General features: G+C 59.5%; 16 protein-coding genes. 7 read left to right on the top strand and 9 right to left on the bottom strand.

The genetic code is table 11. The features are described 5' to 3' along the window. The first annotated feature begins 62 nt into the window (after positions 1-62). From WHX55_RS13280 to WHX55_RS13270, 3 genes are read left to right on the top strand one after another with little or no spacing between them, the layout of a single operon-like run. Positions 63-1145 carry a bifunctional transcriptional activator/DNA repair protein Ada gene (locus WHX55_RS13280; RefSeq protein WP_151214832.1) on the top strand — a complete coding sequence of 361 codons (1083 nt, stop codon included), beginning with the start codon at positions 63-65 and terminating at the stop codon, positions 1143-1145. A gap of 35 nt (positions 1146-1180) precedes the next feature. Continuing rightward, a complete protein-coding gene (locus WHX55_RS13275; RefSeq protein WP_353742851.1) occupies positions 1181-1993 on the top strand; it encodes an isocitrate lyase/phosphoenolpyruvate mutase family protein in 813 nt (270 codons plus the stop codon). Between the two features lie 4 nt (positions 1994-1997). Then, the gene (locus tag WHX55_RS13270; RefSeq protein ID WP_353742850.1) at positions 1998-2615 is read left to right on the top strand and encodes a DNA-3-methyladenine glycosylase; all 618 of its coding nucleotides are present in this window, start codon (positions 1998-2000) and stop codon (positions 2613-2615) included. A 121-nt stretch (positions 2616-2736) separates the two neighbouring features. Here WHX55_RS13270 and WHX55_RS13265 read toward each other — a convergent pair whose 3' ends face one another. From WHX55_RS13265 to WHX55_RS13255, 3 genes are all read right to left on the bottom strand, one after another. Beyond that, positions 2737-3834, bottom strand: a complete 1098-nt coding sequence (locus tag WHX55_RS13265; RefSeq protein WP_353742849.1) for an extracellular solute-binding protein — start codon at positions 3832-3834, stop codon at positions 2737-2739. A 2-nt stretch (positions 3835-3836) separates the two neighbouring features. Next, positions 3837-4946: an agmatine deiminase gene (aguA, locus tag WHX55_RS13260; RefSeq protein WP_353742848.1), complete on the bottom strand. Its 1110-nt coding sequence runs from the start codon at positions 4944-4946 to the stop codon at positions 3837-3839. Positions 4947-5046: 100 nt separating this feature from the next. Beyond that, positions 5047-5931, bottom strand: a complete 885-nt coding sequence (locus WHX55_RS13255; protein ID WP_008050806.1) for a LysR substrate-binding domain-containing protein — start codon at positions 5929-5931, stop codon at positions 5047-5049. A gap of 250 nt (positions 5932-6181) precedes the next feature. Here WHX55_RS13255 and WHX55_RS13250 point away from each other — a divergent pair, with 250 nt between their 5' ends. Together WHX55_RS13250 and WHX55_RS13245 are read left to right on the top strand one after the other, a co-directional pair. Continuing rightward, positions 6182-6580 (top strand): PaaI family thioesterase, encoded by a 399-nt coding sequence (locus WHX55_RS13250; RefSeq protein WP_353742847.1) that lies wholly within the window; start codon positions 6182-6184, stop codon positions 6578-6580. 51 nt (positions 6581-6631) lie between these two features. After that, positions 6632-7120: a GFA family protein gene (locus tag WHX55_RS13245; RefSeq protein WP_353742846.1), complete on the top strand. Its 489-nt coding sequence runs from the start codon at positions 6632-6634 to the stop codon at positions 7118-7120. A gap of 34 nt (positions 7121-7154) precedes the next feature. Here WHX55_RS13245 and miaE read toward each other — a convergent pair whose 3' ends face one another. Beyond that, complete coding sequence (gene miaE / locus WHX55_RS13240; protein WP_150724110.1) at positions 7155-7763, bottom strand: tRNA isopentenyl-2-thiomethyl-A-37 hydroxylase MiaE; 609 nt, start codon at positions 7761-7763, stop codon at positions 7155-7157. Between the two features lie 162 nt (positions 7764-7925). Between miaE and WHX55_RS13235 the strand changes: the two genes are divergently transcribed. Beyond that, a complete protein-coding gene (locus tag WHX55_RS13235) occupies positions 7926-8789 on the top strand; it encodes a universal stress protein (protein WP_150724111.1) in 864 nt (287 codons plus the stop codon). Positions 8790-8893: 104 nt separating this feature from the next. Here the strand turns inward: WHX55_RS13235 and WHX55_RS13230 are convergent, their stop codons facing one another. Further along, complete coding sequence (locus tag WHX55_RS13230; RefSeq protein WP_056727706.1) at positions 8894-9364, bottom strand: DUF1289 domain-containing protein; 471 nt, start codon at positions 9362-9364, stop codon at positions 8894-8896. A gap of 457 nt (positions 9365-9821) precedes the next feature. On the opposite strand from WHX55_RS13230, the gene acnB reads away from it, so the two are divergent. Beyond that, on the top strand, positions 9822-12422 hold the full coding sequence (acnB, locus tag WHX55_RS13225; protein WP_353743046.1) for a bifunctional aconitate hydratase 2/2-methylisocitrate dehydratase: 2601 nt from the start codon (positions 9822-9824) through the stop codon (positions 12420-12422). A 192-nt stretch (positions 12423-12614) separates the two neighbouring features. On the opposite strand, the gene WHX55_RS13220 is transcribed toward acnB, so the two are convergent. The 4 genes from WHX55_RS13220 to WHX55_RS13205 all read right to left on the bottom strand — a co-directional run bounded on the left by WHX55_RS13220 (position 12615) and on the right by WHX55_RS13205 (position 17402). Then, positions 12615-13895, bottom strand: coding sequence for a serine/threonine transporter (locus WHX55_RS13220; RefSeq protein WP_353742845.1), 1281 nt, complete (start codon positions 13893-13895; stop codon positions 12615-12617). A 344-nt stretch (positions 13896-14239) separates the two neighbouring features. Beyond that, positions 14240-15217, bottom strand: a complete 978-nt coding sequence (locus tag WHX55_RS13215; RefSeq protein WP_353742844.1) for an inositol monophosphatase family protein — start codon at positions 15215-15217, stop codon at positions 14240-14242. A 224-nt stretch (positions 15218-15441) separates the two neighbouring features. Beyond that, the gene (locus WHX55_RS13210) at positions 15442-16824 is read right to left on the bottom strand and encodes a DEAD/DEAH box helicase family protein (RefSeq protein WP_353742843.1); all 1383 of its coding nucleotides are present in this window, start codon (positions 16822-16824) and stop codon (positions 15442-15444) included. Further along, positions 16821-17402, bottom strand: coding sequence for a hypothetical protein (locus WHX55_RS13205; protein ID WP_353742842.1), 582 nt, complete (start codon positions 17400-17402; stop codon positions 16821-16823). The genes WHX55_RS13210 and WHX55_RS13205 overlap by 4 nt, the downstream gene beginning before the upstream one ends. Between the last annotated feature and the right edge of the window lie 83 nt (positions 17403-17485).

The raw sequence follows: 17485 nt of genomic DNA, 5'->3' as shown, positions 1-17485 counted from the left end.
GAGCGAAATTCACTGTCGATTCTCCGGTGGAGGTCGCCCATGCCGCGATCTATGCTGCGCCCATGAACCTACAAAAAACGCTGCTTCCGCCCCGTGCCGAGATGGTGCGCGCCATGCTCGAGCGAGACACCTCCTACGAGGGGGTGTTCTTTACGGCGGTCAAGACCACAGGCATCTTCTGCCGCCCCGGTTGCACCGCCCGCAGCCCGAAGCCGGAAAATGTCGAGTTCTTTGCCAACGCCGAACAATGCCTGGCGGCGGGCTATCGCGCCTGCCTGCGCTGCAAACCGCTGGACACCGCCGCCAGCGCGCCGGCCTGGGTGCAGACACTGTTCCGATCGGTAGACGCCGACCCGGAGCAGCGCTGGACCGACGCCCAGCTACTGGTCGCTGGCATCGAACCGCTGAAACTGCGTCGCTGGTTCAAGCAGCATTTCGGCATGACCTTCCACGCCTGGCTACGCGCCCGACGCCTGGGCATGGCGTTGGGCGGGATCAGACAGGGCGACTCCATCGATGACGTCGCCTTCGATTCCGGCTACGAGTCCCTCAGCGGTTTTCGCGATGCCTTCCAGAAGTCCTTTCACATCACCCCAGGCCGCGCGGCCAACAGCGAGCCGCTGCTGTTCACGCGCCTGACCACGCCGCTGGGGCCGATGATCGCCATGGCCGAACGGCGTGGGCTGGTGCTGCTGGAGTTTCTCGACCAGACCTCGCTGAATCCCGCGGTCGAAGCGCTGCAAAACCGTTTCGGTTATGCCGTGGCGCCGGGGCACAACGCGCATTTGCAGCAGATCGAAGCGCAATTGTCCGCGTATTTCGCCGGCACGCTCACTGAGTTCAGCGTGGCCTTGCACATGCCCGGCAGCGAGTTCTCCCGTCGGGTCTGGGCTGAACTGGCGAAGATCCCCTACGGCCGGACCACCACCTACGGCGCCATCGCGGCGAGCCTGGGCAAGCCCGGTGCCAGCCGGGCCGTGGGCCTGGCCAACGGGCATAACCGCTTATCGATTGTCGTGCCCTGCCACCGGGTGATCGGCGCCGACGGCTCGTTGACCGGCTACGCTGGAGGCCAGCCGCGCAAGGCGTTTCTGCTCAGGCTGGAGAACGCGGCGGTGCAGCTCACGGAGCAACTGGCGCTCTGATCCCCCCACAGATTTTTCATAAGGAAGGAAACTCGATGGACAGGCTCGACAATCAACTGCACCAACTGCATCACGAGGGTTTGCTGATCCTCACCAACGTCGCCGATGCCGCCGGGGCGCGACTGGTGGAGCAACTGGGCAACAAGGCCGTGGCCACCAGCAGCGCGGCAGTGGCCTGGGTGCATGGCTATCCGGACGGCAACACCCTGCCCCTTGAGCGCCTGGTCTCGACGGTCGAGTCGATTGCCCGGGTCATTTCGGTGCCGCTGACCGTGGACATCGAGGCCGGTTATTCCGATGACCTGGAACGGGTGGCCCAGGTGGTTGATGCGGTAATCGCCGCCGGCGCTGTCGGGATCAATATCGAAGACGGCTCCTCGCCGCCGGAGTTGCTGGTACGCAAGATTGAGATCGCGCGCCAGGTGGCCGACCGACGCAACGTGAACCTGTTTATCAATGCGCGCACCGATGTCTACCTGCGGGGCCTGGTGCCTGCCGAAGACCGCGTCGCCGAAACCCTCAGGCGCGCCGCGCTGTATCAGGCGGCCGGTGCCAATGGTCTGTTTGCCGCAGGCGTTACCGCGGAGTACGAGATCAAGGCGCTGTGCCAGGGCACCTCGCTGCCACTGAATGTGCTGGGGTTCCCGGGCCTGCCGTCGCCCGAAGCGCTTGAAGCACTGGGGGTACGACGCCTGACTGCAGGTTCGGGCATCGCCGAGTTCCTCTACGGCGCCATGGCCGGCATCGCCAAGAGTTTTCTGCAAACCGGCAAGTTCGATAGCCACGATCTGAAGGCTTTGACCTATGGCGAAGTAAACGCCTTGTTGAAACCGTCCGGGAAAGCCTGAGCCCATGGCCGACGGCTATCAGGCGGCCAGTGCCTTCCTTGCCGCCATCGATGACGACTGGCGCCGCCACATCGACGCCATCGGCCCGTGCCTGCACCAGCCGCATGCGGCGCGTGACCCGTATGAGTCGCTGGTGCGGGCGATTGCCTATCAGCAACTGCATACCAAGGCCGGCGATGCGATTGTCGGCCGGCTACTGGCGCTGTTCGGTTCGGGTTCGTTTCCCCGGCCGGAACAGATCGTCGCCACGGATTTCGACCGACTGCGCAGTTGCGGGTTTTCCGCGAGAAAGATCACGACCATCCAGGGCATCGCCCAGGCGTCGCTGGACGGCGTGGTGCCGGATTACGCCACGGCACTGGCCATGGACGATGAAGCGCTGATCGAGCGCTTGATCACCCTGCGCGGCGTGGGTCGCTGGACCGTGGAGATGCTGCTGATCTACAGCCTGGAGCGCCCGGATATCCTGCCGGCCGACGACTTTGGCGTGCGCGAGGGTTATCGACGGCTCAAGGGCCTGGAGGTGCAGCCGACGCGCAAGCAGATGATCGAGATCGGGTTGGCGTGGAGCCCCTATCGGACGGTGGCCTCCTGGTATTTGTGGCGGGTGCCCAACCGGTAGACCGCGTTATCGTTCATCGCGAGCAGGCTCGCTCCCACAGGTCTTATGTCGAACACAAAACCTGTGGGAGCGAGCTTGCTCGCGATGACGCCAGTAGCGACACCACATCATCCAAAACCAATCACAACCCCGACTTCAACCGACTGAACGCCCTGATCAACGCCCGGTTGAACGCCTTGCCATTGTCATTCTTGCTATACAGTGAAGCCCTCACCGCGGCCGGCGGATACGTCCCCGGATCGTTGCGAATCACCGGGTCGACCAGATCATCCGCCGCCGTGATCGCATTGGCGTAATGGATGCTGTCGGTGATCGGCGCAATCACCTCCGGGGTCATCAGGTAGTCCATCAATGCCAGGCCGGCCTTCGGGTGCGGCGCGTCCTTGGGAATGACCATGGCATCGAACCAGATCAACGTGCCCTCCTGCGGAATCCGGTACTTGAGCGAATACGGCTTGCCCGCAGCCTCGGCCTGGCCCGCCGCGATGGCCACGTTGCCGTTCCACGACATCGCCACGCAGGTGTTGCCGTTGGCCAGGTCGCTGATGTTCAGGTCGTTGTCGAAGTAGCGAATGTACGGCCGAATCTTCGCCAGTTGCTGCTCGGCCAGCTTCAGGTCATCGAGGTTCTGGCGGTTGATGTCCAGGCCCATGTACTTCATGACCGCCGCAAACACTTCGTTGGGATCGTTGAGCAGGCTGACCCCGCAATCGGCGAATTTCGACACCACGGCCGGGTCGAACAGCATCGCCCAACTGTCGGTCGGCGCGTCTGGCAGGCGCTGTTTCACCGCCTGCTCCTGATAACCCACGCCCGTGGTGCCCCAGGCGTAGATCCCGGCGTAGCGGTTGCCCGGATCGAACACCGCCATGTGCTGGCGAAACTCCTCGCCGACCCCGGCGAAATGCGGCAGTTGCTGCTTGTCGACCGTCTGCACCGCGCCACTCTCGATGGCCCGGGACAGATGCTGCCCCGCCGTCAGCACCAGATCGTAGCCACTGCGGCCGGTGAGCAGCTTGGTCTCGACGGTTTCCAGGGAGTCGAAGTGGTCGACCACCACATGGATGCCGGTTTTCGCTTCAAAATTCTTCAAGGTGTCCGGGGCCAGGTACTCGCCCCAGATGTACAGGTTGACTACCGGTCTGGCGGTGTCGGCGGCCTGCACACACAGGGGTGCAAGCACCAGCAGTATTGCTTGAGTCAGTTTGTGCAGGCCCATTTTTACACTCCTTTGCCCGCGTACTGCGGCATGGTGATGCACGCGACGTTGCCGCCACCGAGGAGGATTTCCCGGGAGTTTTCGATGCCGACGATGCTGTGTTTCGGGAACAGCTCGGCCAGGGTCGCCAGCGCCACCTTGTCGTTGCGATCACCGAACAGCGGCACCACGATCGAACTGTTGCCGGCGTAGTAGTTGATGTACGACGCGCAGATTTTCGTCCCGGCCTGGCGGGTATGGGTGCTGTCCTGCTGGTCCAGGCCTTCGGCTTCTTCGGCGGTCCACTCCAGCACATCCGGCTGCGGCAGCTTGTGCACGATCAACTCGCGACCGCGACTGTCGCGGGTGCTGCGCAGGATGTCGTAGGCCTCCTGATAGATTTCCCACTGCGGGTCGTCGCGGTTGTCGGTCCATTGCAGCACCACTTCACCGGGGCGCACGAAACACGCGAGGTCGTCGACGTGGCCGTCGGTTTCGTCGAACTTGCAGCCCCGTGGCAGCCAGATCACCTGCTCGGCACCCAGGTAATCGGTCAGGCGACGGGTGACTTCGTCCTTGCCCAGGTGCTGGTTGCGATTACGGTTGAGCAGGCATTGTTCGGTGGTCAGGATGCTGCCCTGGCCGTCGCTTTGGATGCCACCCAGTTCGGCGATCAACGGCGCTCGATAGCGGTCGAAGCCTTCGATTTCGAGGATCTTGCTGGCGATCTGGTCGTCCTTGTCCCACGGGTAGTACAGGCCGCCGTCGAGGCCGCCGTAGGCGTTGAATTCGAAGTCGACGCCACGCACTTCGCCGCTCTGGTCATTGACCACAAAGCATGGGCCGCTGTCGCGGAACCAGGTGTCGTTGCAGGTCATTTCCACCACGCGCACTTGCGGTGGTAATTGACGGCGCGCGGTGGCGAACTGTGCCGCCGAGGCACACACGGTGACCGGTTCGCTCATGGAAATGGCGGTGACGATCTGCACCCAGACTTTCTGCGCCGGTTTGGCACCGTTGCGCCAGACGTCGGTGCGCTCCGGCCAGCCGAGCCAGCAACCGGACTTGGCTTCGAATTCGCCGGGCAGACGGAAACCGTCCAGTTTGGGAGTGGTGTCGAGCAAACGGGCCATGGTCAAACCTCTTCAGCAGGGATTGGAATGACCACAGGCTAAGGGCGTTGGCGACTGGCTCGCCAACGATGATTATTTCGGAATACTTGAATCTAACTCATCAATCGAGCAATTGATCGTTGAACCATTCCAACATCTGCGCCACCGCCGGACGCTCCAGCCGCACCCGCTCGCACACCAGCGCATATTGGCCCAACGCGGTCATGCTCGAGGTGAACGGCCGCACCAGACGCCCGCTGAGCAAATCTTCCTGGGCCGTCAGGTTGTCGCCCATGGCCACGCCCTGCCCTTGGGCCGCGGCCTCCAGTGCCAGCCCGGCATGGGCGAAATACAGTTGACGGTCCGGGCGTTGGTCGCCGGCATGGCTGGTGAGCCACGCAGTCCAGGTCTTGCCGTCCTGGTCGTCGTGCAGCAGACAGTGGCGGGCCAGGTCCTTCGGGGTTTTCAGTGTGCCCTGGTTGAACAGGCCGGGGCTGCACACCGGGAAGAACTGCAACGCCGGCAGCGGCCGGACGAAATACGCGGAGCTGTCCACCGGACCGGTGCCGTAGGTGATCGCCAGGTCGATGTCTTCCCCGGGCGCCGTGGCATCGATCGGCTGTTCGTACAGATGCAAGGTGATGTGCGGGTAGCGCGCATAGAAATCCGTGAGCCGGCTCATCAACCACTTTTGCGCCAGCTCGGCGGTGACCGCCAGACGCAATACCGCCAAGGATGAAGGATCGCGCAGTTCATCGCAGGCATCGCCAATCAGTTCGAAAGCCTGCTGCAAGCTCTGCATCAGGCGCCCGGCGGCCAGGGTCGGGCGAATCTGCCGGCCCTCGCGCACGAACAGCGGCACGCCCAATTGCTCTTCAAGCTGGCGAATCTGGTGGCTGACCGCGCTGTCGGTAACACACAACTCGGCGGCCGCCCGACCGAAATGGGCGTGGCGGGCGGCGCATTCGAAGGTTCGCAGGGCTGCCAGGGAAGGTAATCGTCGCATCAGGTCATGTCCCGGTTTCGAGGGGGACATGCTGACTTGGCCTTTGGTGGGCGTCCAGTGGGACCGCGTTATCGTTCTTCGCGAGCAGGCTCGCTCCCACATTTGGAACGCGGTCCCCTGTGGGAGCGAGCCTGCTCGCGATGGGGCCCACCCATTCACCACCAACCCACCTGCCCATCACCTTCCCTTATGAACCATGACATCCACCCGCACCTGGCGCATGTTGAACCCTCAACCGGAGGGATTCGCCATGCTCAACACACTCAAGCACATCAACTCGACATCAGCCTTCAACCGCTGGGCCGGCTTCGAAGTCACCCGCGCCGAAAGCGGCGAAGCCGAGCTCTCCATGGCTTTTCGCGAAAACGACATGGCGCAATATGCCGGTTTCCTGCATGCCGGCCTGATTGGCGCGATGCTCGACACAGCCTGTGGCTTCGCGGCTGGCACCGTGGCGGGCAACGTGCTGGCGTCACACTTTTCAGTCAACTGCCTGGCGCCTGCCATCGGTGAAGTGTTCATCGCCCGGGGCCGGGTGGTGAAGGCTGGCAAGAAACAGGTATTTGCCCGCGCCGAGCTGTTCGCGCAGACCGGTGATCAACTGAAACTGGTGGCGACCGGCGACGCGATTCTGGTGCCGGTCGAGTAGCCCTGACGGTCTAGGCTGTTCGGGGTACGTTCCAGACAGCCGGAGGCTCCCATGCAACTCGAAGGTTCCTGCCATTGCGGCGCGGTGTCGTTCAGTCTGAACTGCGCCCACCCCTACCCTTACCAGCGCTGCTACTGCTCGATCTGCCGCAAGACCCAGGGCGGTGGTGGCTTTGCGATCAACCTCGGTGGCGATGCCGCCAGCCTCAAGGTTCGCGGGCGCAAGCACATCGCGATCTACCATGCGCGGCTCAAGGAAGACGGTGACAAACGCGCCCACAACAGCACCGCCGAGCGGCATTTCTGCTCGGTCTGCGGCTCGGGATTATGGCTGTTTAGCCCGGAGTGGCCGGAGTTGATTCACCCGTTCGCCTCGGCCATCGATACCCCGCTGCCGGTGCCGCCGGAGCACACGCACCTGCTGCTGGGTTCAAAGGCATCATGGGTGGAAGTCGAGGCGCAGCCCGCAGATCTACAGTTCGATGTGTACCCCGAAGAGTCCATCGCGCAATGGCATGAACGACTGGGTCTGCGTTGTTGATGGCCCCTTCGCGAGCAAGAACAACACCGAATGTTCAGGCCGCAGCCGGCACACCACTATGAAAACGGAATTCCACGTCCGGCGACTCGATCAGTTCCTGCTCGGCGGCGCGGACCTTGTCGATCACCTGGGCGATGTCCTTGGCGTCGCCATACTGGTACGCCAGTTTCAGGTAACCCTGGAAATGCCGGGCCTCGCTCTTGAGCAGGCCGAAGTAGAACTTGCCCAGTTCTTCGTCCAGGTGCGGCACCAGCGCTTCGAAACGCTCGCAACTGCGGGCCTCGATGAAGGCGCCGACCACCAGGGTGTCCACCAGTTTCACCGGCTCGTGACTGCGTACCACCTTGCGCAACCCCGACGCATAGCGCCCGGCGGACAATTGGCGCAGTTCGATCTTGCGCCGCTTCATCAGGCGCATGACCTGTTCGTGGTGCACCAGCTCTTCCCGGGCCAGGCGCGACATCATGTTGATCAGATCGACGTGGGAGTGATACTTGGCGATCAGGCTCAACGCGGTGCTGGCGGCCTTGAATTCGCAGTTCTTGTGGTCGATCAGCAGGGTTTCCTGATCGGCCAGCGCGGCCTCGATCCAGCCGTCGGGGGTGCGGCAGCCAAGGAACTCGTGAATTTCGGGAAGGATCATGGGGCTCACGGAAAAATAGGTTCAAAACGAAGGGCGCCGATTATACCGGCCTGCCCGCAGACCACCAGTCGCCAACCGTTGATATGCATCAAGTCCCCGAATCGCAGACAGCAACTATAGTTGTGCAACGCCGTGCTTTTTTATTTTCAGGAGATCGCGCACATGCAAGCCGTTCGCAGCATTCTGGTGGTCATCGACCCCGAGCATTCCGAAAGCCTGGCGCTCAAACGGGCGAAGTTGATCGCCGGTGTGACCCAGGCACAGTTGCATCTGCTGGTGTGCGACCCCAAGCACGATCACAGTGGCATGTTGGGTGTGCTCAAGGCCGCTTTACTGGAAGACGGTTACAACATCACCACTGAGCAAGCCTGGAATCAGAGCCTGCATCAAACCATCATCGATGTGCAGCAAGCCGAAGGCTGCGGTCTTGTGGTGAAGCAGCACTTTCCCGACAGCGCACTGAAAAAGGCCCTGCTGACACCCGAGGACTGGAAATTGCTGCGCCAATGCCCTTCCCCTGTACTGTTGGTGAAAACCGCTGGTTCATGGAAAGACAAAGTGATCCTGGCAGCTGTCGACGTTGGCAACACCGACCTCGAACACCGCCACCTGCACGACACCATCATTGATCATGGCTATGACATCGCCACCCTGGCCAAGGCCCACTTGCACGTGATCAGCGCCCACCCGTCGCCGATGCTGTCGTCGGCCGACCCGACGTTTCAACTCAGCGAAACCATCCAGGCGCGCTACCGCGAGCAATGCAAGTCGTTCCAGGCGGAATTCGACATCGACGATGATCACCTGCACATCGAGGAAGGCCCGGCGGATGTGCTGATTCCGTTCATGGTGCACAAGCTGCAGGCGGCGGTGACGGTGATCGGTACCGTGGCCCGTAGCGGATTGTCCGGGACCTTGATCGGTAATACGGCGGAAGTGGTGCTCGATGCGGTGGAGAGCGACGTGCTGGTGCTCAAGCCAACGGAAGTGGCGGATCACCTTGAGGAGATTGCCGACAAGCATTGAGATTTGTGGTGTTCGGCCGGACGCCATCGCGAGCAAGCTCGCTCCCACACTGGATCTGTGTCGCTCACAAATCCCCTGTGGGAGCGAGCCTGCTCGCGATGATCTTAGCCGCCAAACGCATCCTTGAGAAACCCCGGCGCAATGTAGCGCTGGTAATGAGCCTCGGAGAGCAGGAAAAATTCCCGATCAATGGCGTCGCGCAATTCCGGCAGGTTCCACTCGCGAAACTCCGGCAGCAACACCATCCCGTAGGCTTCCAGGTTGTTGATCACCCGCGCGCCCCGGGCGATCAACTGGTAGGCCCAGCAATATTCCGACTGATGGGGCACGAAGCGGATCTTGCGTTGCTCCAGCTGCATTCTCAGCAGTGCCGGATCGAAAATTTCCACCTTGGCGGCCATCACCTGCGACAGCAACTGCTCAAGACGCAGCCATACCGCGCGCTTTTCTTCCTCGTTGTAACCGTTCCAGTGGATCACTTCGTGGTGGAAACGCTTGCAGCCACGGCACACCAGGTCACCGTAAACAGTGGAGCAGAGGCCGACGCAGGGTGTCTTGATGGTCTGATTGGGCATAGATAGGCAAAACGCGAAAAAGCAGGACAGGCCGGCATGTTAGCCCTTTGTCGGCCATTGATCACCCCTCAAAGTTCAGGGCCCATGGAGAATCGGGCTCTGGTGACTGCCTCCACCAAAGTCCAATAAACACTGACTTACCTTTAATTTTTTTTTGCCGTAGAATCAGCCTGCCTTTTTAGGCGCCAATGTCCGTTAGAAGCTGTTTTCAAAGCGTCACGAGCACAGTCGTTCCTTCAGAGCGGTGTTGGCGAGGGGTTTTTCCAGCGGGGAAAAGCCCAACGCCAACCCTCATCAGCTCCCGTTCTGCAGGCGTAAAACTTTGAAAGCAGCTTCTGTAAGGAATTGTCGGTAATTCTGGCTAAGTGGCTCACAACGCCATGCAGCGCATGAGTACGGCAATTTCGGGATGAGCGTCCCGGACACCCATTTGGGACCACTGATGAGGGTAATAACTGTGCTTGAAGCCTACCGCAAACATATCGAAGAGCGCGCAGCACTGGGTATCGTTCCCCAGCCGCTAAACGCCGAACAAACTGCAGGCCTGGTCGAGCTGCTGAAAAATCCCCCGGCTGGCGAAGAAGCATTCCTCGTTGACCTGATCACCAATCGCGTTCCGCCAGGCGTGGACGAAGCAGCCTATGTCAAGGCCGGCTTCCTGTCCGCCATCGCCAAAGGCGAAGCCAAATCCCCCCTGATCGACAAGAAGCGCGCTGTTGAACTGCTCGGCACCATGCAGGGCGGCTACAACATCGTGACTCTGGTTAACCTGCTGGACGACGCCGAACTGGCTCCAGTAGCTGCCAAAGAACTCAAGCACACCCTGCTGATGTTCGACGCCTTCCACGACGTCGCTGAAAAAGCCAAGAACGGTAACGTTCACGCCCAAGGCGTGCTGCAATCCTGGGCTGACGGCGAGTGGTTCGTGAAGCGCCCGACCCTGGCCGACAAGATCAGCCTGCGCGTGTTCAAGGTCACCGGCGAAACCAACACCGACGACCTGTCCCCTGCCCCTGATGCCTGGTCCCGTCCAGACATCCCGCTGCACGCCCTGGCCATGCTGAAAATGGCTCGCGACGGCATCGTGCCTGACGCACAAGGCGTCACCGGTCCGATGAAGCAGATCGAAGAAATGCGCAACGCCGGCTTCCCTATCGCCTACGTCGGTGACGTGGTCGGTACCGGTTCTTCGCGTAAATCGGCAACCAACTCCGTACTGTGGTTCTTCGGCGACGACGTTCCTTACGTGCCGAACAAGCGTGCCGGCGGTTTCTGCTTCGGCAGCAAGATCGCTCCGATCTTCTACAACACCATGGAAGATGCCGGCGCACTGCCAATCGAATTCGACGTTTCCAACATGCACATGGGCGACGTGATCGACCTGTACCCGCATGCTGGCAAAGTCTGCAAGCACGGCACCGACGAAGTCCTGACCACCTTCGAAATGAAGACCCCGGTCCTGTTGGACGAAGTTCGCGCTGGCGGCCGTATTCCGCTGATCATCGGCCGTGGCCTGACCGAAAAGGCTCGCACCGAGCTGGGTCTGCCACCTTCGGACCTGTTCAAGAAGCCTGAAGCACCGGCTGAAAGCACCAAGGGTTTCACCCTGGCGCAGAAAATGGTCGGCAAGGCTTGCGGCGTGACCGGCGTTCGTCCGGGCACCTACTGCGAACCGAAGATGACCACCGTCGGTTCCCAGGACACCACCGGTCCCATGACCCGTGACGAACTGAAAGACCTGGCGTGCCTGGGCTTCTCGACCGATCTGGTGATGCAGTCCTTCTGCCACACCGCGGCTTATCCAAAGCCGATCGACGTGACCACCCACCACACCCTGCCTGACTTCATCATGACCCGCGGCGGCGTTTCCCTGCGTCCGGGCGACGGCATCATCCACTCGTGGCTGAACCGCATGCTGCTGCCAGACACCGTCGGTACCGGTGGTGACTCCCACACCCGTTTCCCGATCGGCATCTCGTTCCCGGCCGGTTCCGGCCTGGTTGCGTTCGCCGCTGCCACCGGCGTCATGCCGCTGGACATGCCTGAGTCGATCCTGGTTCGCTTCAAAGGCGAACTGCAGCCAGGCGTCACCCTGCGTGACCTGGTTCACGCCATTCCTTACTACGCGATCCAGGCTGGCCTGCTGACCGTAGAGAAGAAAGGCAAGAAGAACGCCTTCTCCGGTCGCATCCTGGAGATCGAAGGTCTGCCTAAACTGACCGTCGAGCAAGCGTTCGAACTGTCTGACGCCTCGGCTGAACGTTCGGCTGCCGGTTGCACCATCCAGCTGTCCAAAGAGTCGATTGCCGAATACCTGCAGTCCAACATCACCCTGCTGCGCTGGATGATCGGCGAAGGCTACGGTGATGCACGTACTCTGGAACGTCGCGCCCAAGCAATGGAAGCCTGGCTGGCCAACCCTGAGCTGCTGCAAGCGGACAAAGACGCTGAATACGCTGAAATCATCGAGATCGACCTGGCCGACATCAAAGAGCCTGTGCTCTGCGCGCCAAACGACCCGGACGACGCTCGCCTGCTCTCCAGCGTTGCTGGCGAGAAGATCGACGAAGTGTTCATCGGTTCGTGCATGACCAACATCGGTCACTTCCGCGCTGCCGGCAAGTTGCTGGAACAGGTCAAGGGCCAGCTGCCAACCCGTCTGTGGCTGTCGCCGCCGACCAAGATGGACGCTCACCAACTGACCGAAGAAGGCTACTACGGCATCTACGGCAAGGCCGGCGCGCGCATGGAAATGCCGGGCTGCTCGCTGTGCATGGGTAACCAGGCACGTGTAGAGCCGAACTCGACCGTTGTGTCGACTTCGACCCGTAACTTCCCGAACCGTCTGGGTGACGGCGCGAACGTCTACCTGGCTTCGGCCGAACTGGCGTCCGTGGCTTCCATCCTGGGTCGCCTGCCGACCGTCGAGGAGTACATGGAATACGCTGGCAAGATCGACAGCATGGCGGCCGATGTCTACCGCTACCTGTCCTTCGACCAGATCGCCGAGTTCCGTGAAGCTGCTGCGAACGCCAACATCCCGGTCGTTCAAGCCTAACGTTGCAACGCAATGAAAAACGCCGCCCATCGTGAGATGAGCGGCGTTTTTTTATGCCTCAAGAATGCTCATTTCCAGGAAGACCGAGGCGCTTGAATCGCGAGCAGGCTCGCTCCCACAGGTTTTGCGCGGTCCCTGTGGGAGCGAGACCGGCTTGCCGGCGATGGCGGACTCACAGCCCCGAAGAAATCATCAGGCGGTCAACGAATAGATCAACGCCGTGATCGCCACCAGGCCCACCGCCGTCACGAAGACGTTGGATGCCTGACCGCGATAGCGTGCCATCGCCGGGACCTTGCGGATGGCGTACATCGGCATCAGGAACAGGATCGCCGCGATCACCGGGCCACCGAGGGTTTCGATCATGCCGAGAATGCTCGGGTTCAGCGTGGCGACGATCCAGCACACCACCAGCATGAACGCGGCGGTCATGCGGTCCAGGGCCTTGGCGGACGGACGCTTGCCGCTCTTGACGATCAGGCCCTTGAGGCCTTCGCTGGCACCGATGTAGTGCCCCAGGAACGACTTGGATATGGCCACGAAGGCAATCAACGGCGCCGCGAAGGCGATGGTCGGATTGCTGAAGTGGTTGGCCAGGTACGACAGGATCGACAGGTTTTGCGCCTTGGCTTCAGCCAGTTGCGCTGGCGACAGGGTCAGCACGCAACTGAAGACGAAGAACAGCACCATCACCACCATCAGCAGGTGGGCGCGGGACAGGATCTGCGAGCTGCGCTCCTCGGCGTGCTCCCCGTAGCGACGCTTCTGGTCCACGGCGAACGCCGAGATGATCGGCGAGTGGTTGAACGAGAACACCATCACCGGAATCGCCAGCCACAAGGTGTGCAGCAACGCCGATGGCGCCGGCACGCTGCTCGCGGTGGCGAGGATGCCACCGTTCCAGTGCGGAACCAGGTACACCGCCAGGAACAGCAGCGCGACGATGAACGGATAGACCATCAGGCTCATGGCCTTGACGATCAATTGCTCACCGCAACGCACCACCGCCAGCAGGCCGAGGATCAGCACCAGCGACAGCACGGCGCGCGGTGGCGGCATGATGTGCAGTTGATGTTCCATGAAGCTGCCGACCGTGTTGGTCAGGGCCACGCTATAGATCAGCAGGATCGGGAAAATCGCGAAGAAGTACAGCAAGGTGATCAGCGCGCCGGCCTTGATGCCGAAATGCTCTTCCACCACTTCAGTAATGTCGGCGCCTTTGCGACCGGACAGCACGAAACGGGTCAGCCCGCGGTGTGCGTAGAACGTCATCGGGAACGCCAGCAACGCCAGGACCAGCAGCGGCCAGAAACCGCCCAGGCCTGCGTTGATCGGCAAAAACAGGGTTCCCGCACCAATCGCCGTGCCAAACAGGCCCAGCATCCAGGTGGTGTCCTGGCGATTCCAGCTCGAAAGCGTCGCGGGTGTCGCGTCTACATAGCGTTCGTTAACGCTATTGGCCTGATCATTCATCCGGTGGGATCTCCACATTCCGGTCACTTGCCACCCGGCCAGGACGCGTCGGAATACCCGACAGGCAGCGCCCGGCCGAAACAGGGGCGCGATTCTGGAGGATTAGTGAGCAGAAGCAAAGACTTAGGTGAGGAACGGTGGTACCAGATAGACGAAAATCCCCTGTGGGAGCGAGCTTGCCGTAGTTTTTCAGTATTTTTTGAAATTTTTTCATTATTGATTGGATTTAGAGCACTTCTCGATACTTTGGGCCGGACTGCAACTCCTCTGACAAAAGTAAATACTGGGGTCCGCATCGAAGCCATTTCTACTGATCTGTTGTATAGCAGCGAAACCATGCGTTTTTATACGGGCAGGGAATTGTCATCAACAGAAAAAACACGATCCCAATCCCGAGCGGCCAATGTCTTGCACACAGCTTCCAATCCTCCGAAGCAGCGACGTGAGACCACTTGCATGTCCTTGTCCGTTACGTATCGAATTGACCTTCCATTTTCATTGAGCAGGACTCCACCCGCACCTCTCAACAATGCATGACCTGCAACGACGTCATGTGCAGAAACTGGGTAGAGAGAGACACCACAAATGCCGTCACCTGCGGCCACTTTCGCAAGCCTGTAGGCAATCGAGGGCATCGCGACAAAGGCACTAGGTGAGCAGAGCTCCAGATTGATATCTGATTTGTTTACGGCAGCGGAACTGAGCATGACCCGGCTACCGCTCCACCAAGGCAGGTCCAGAAGTTTACGAACTAAGGGCTGCCCATTACGCAATAAAGCTGGCAATCCTTCAGCCCAAGCGATGCAATCCGAAATGCCTTCTTCCGTCACAGGAGCATAAACCACGCCTAGTACTGGAATGTGTTTGTAAAGAAGGCCGACTGAAATAGCTGAACCTTTCAGCCCTCTCAAAAAATCATTCGTGCCATCGTTGGGGTCAACAACCCAACACCATGGGTGTCCTGTAAGGGTATGGCCAGTTTCCTCCCCCCAAAAGTCGCAGAAAAACAGACCAAGTAGCTGCTGACGTAAAAGTTTTTCAATTTCGACATCGACAACTGCCTTGTCACCGTGCCCTCTTGGCCCCTCTACCCGCTCCCATTCTGCGACAAGAAGCTGCCCAGCCTGACAAACTGCATCGATGACGAGGGAAAGCAGCGCCGGCAGATCTAGTTGTTGAGGGCTGCCTGGCGCCCCGGCGATCCTGCCTATGGGCTCGCTCGAGGAACCCAATTGCAAGGCGACATCAAGAAAGCGATTCGAGGCATTTTTGGATCTCGAGGTCATCAACCGCTGAGCCTCCGTTTCGAATTGAAACGTCATAGCCCATTTCGTTGTTTTCGCTTTGCGTCTACCTTTCATTGCCAATCCCACCCGTGCGTGAAGAGAAACACATCGCGTCGATCAACCATTCGCTCTCCACCGCCTGCGCAAAAGAGCCGGCAGTTGGCTGAGTTCAACGGAACGGGATCACACGGTTCGAACACAAGCGGATCTCTTGTTCATTGCGCCAGCACTCATAGGCTTTGAAATTAATGATAAGCACATCAGAAAACGGCCAGCAGCTGCTGGCGATAGTTTTTCGAGAAGCTTATTTGATAAGTCGAGACAGGGTCTAAGTCGACCTGCGATGAAAACTTCTGCTTTGTGGTGACAGGTGTTGAGTTTCCTGGCTCTCCCGGGAGAGCTTGCGCGAAGAGATCCTCACCTTCTATTGAACAAGGCTCAAATTTAGGTGCGCTTACAGCGCAGACAACAGCCAAATCATCCGGCAAATCATCGGCGATGCGCTGGGAAAGTCGCCTCAGTGTCGGCTCTGCCAAGACGAACAACCAAGCCTGATCGTCAATGTCGCCCATACGTCGAAGGACTCTTCCCAGAACCTGACGATAATGCAGCTCAGTACGAATTCGACTGAGGTAGCAGCAGACCTGCAGACGAGGAATGTCGGTCCCCTCGCTGATCATTCCTACAGCTACGATCCAACGGCAGTCACTATTTTTGAACCTGTTGATTACCTGCTGTGAATTTGGGGTTCTGGTGGTCACTACTTGGAAACTCTCGCCCCTGCTTTTTAGCGCCAAAGCAACTTGGTGAGCATGGTCGATATTCGTAGCAACAACCAAACCCGCGGCATTCGGTTTCAGCATTCGTACTTCATCGAGCTTCTTGCTTCCCAGATCAAGCAACTGGCTGAGTGCCTCCTCATGAAATAACAGATCCTCGTATGAAACCGGAGATTCACGCAGTAGCTTAGCGATGCTAGGAAAAAATTTGACGGTGCTATCGTTTGCGAAATCTTCTTTTAGTCTCAGCATTTGGTTATCTAGCAGAACGATGCGAGGTGACCGGCAAACCCCGTCGAAAATGGCTTCTTTGAGACCGTAGCGATAGTCGCAAATCAATCGGCCTTCCGGGTTGGAGTAGCGAGCAAGAGCAATGCCTCTGTCATCGGAGCGCCATGGCGTGCCCGATAGAGCCAAGGTAAAGGCAGCACGATCCTGCATCTTCAGTAAAATCTGTTGCCCCCAAGCGTTGCTTAAAACCGGATCATATCCGGAGCAGTGATGGATCTCGTCGAATACCGCAAACACACGGTAGTCATCGAAAAGCCTCCAGAAGGCTTCATCCTGATGCTCCATCGATTGATAGGTACTTGCGGCTCCAACGGCACCAATAAGCCCATCCAAGCGCCGCCCTAATACAGTGGCGAATGTCGAGCGAAAACCGTCGACGACTTGGCATGAGGGAGCAAAGCAGAGCACGAGATCAATCTTGCCCTGCTCCAACAGTCGTCGAGCCAGCTCTGCGGCCATTCGTGTCTTCCCAGCCCCAGGAGTGGCTTGACAGAAGAAGTGCGGCGTTTCGGTGTAGTGCTCAAGCGCAACTTCAATGCATTGGCTCTGCCATTTTCTCGGCGATGCTTTCATCGTGCGGACATGACTGTCTTGAGCGTCTTTTCGACCGCCCGGAGATGTCCTAGAAGGCGAGAGCTTCGGTCTCGAGCCTCGAGATACTCATCTTCAACTTGGTCTTTCAGATGCGGCATTTCGTCGAGTAGTTGCTTATAGCGCTCCGCCTCTCCCATGGAGGAAAGGAAGTCGAGACGAATCTCTTTGAGTATGGATTCTAAGTGCTCGATCACATCCGGCCCAAGCTGATCTTGGTTGACGCTATTCGAAGGCTGCTGAAGCGGATTATTCACCGGTTTAGCCCTGTTCTCGTACCCATTATCTATGAGCTGCAACTGCAGATTCTCTGGAATACTTTGCCAGTGATAGATCTGTCCCCGCTTTTGTCGTTTTTCATCCTGAATGACCCATCCGGTACGCAGCATCCGCCTGATCTGCTCATAGATATATCTCCGCAGGTCGCTGCTGTTGAACGTGATACCCGCCAAGTGAGTGGCGTAAGCATTACGTAGGTCGTTGGTCGTAAATTGGCGTAGGTGCCCCTGCTGAAACAGGCCGTAAAGCCGCCTGTCGAAGATGAATGAATCGGATTTCATGCAGGCACCTGGAAGGGAAATTCACGGAACAGTCAAAATGCGGATTATAGTCCGTGGCCGATTCATCCGCAAACGCAAGATAG

This window comes from Pseudomonas fluorescens (assembly GCF_040448305.1).
GTDB classification, from domain to species: domain Bacteria; phylum Pseudomonadota; class Gammaproteobacteria; order Pseudomonadales; family Pseudomonadaceae; genus Aquipseudomonas; species Aquipseudomonas fluorescens_BH.
Note: the sequence above shows the minus strand (reverse complement) of the source record. Positions and strands in the feature narration are given on the sequence as shown.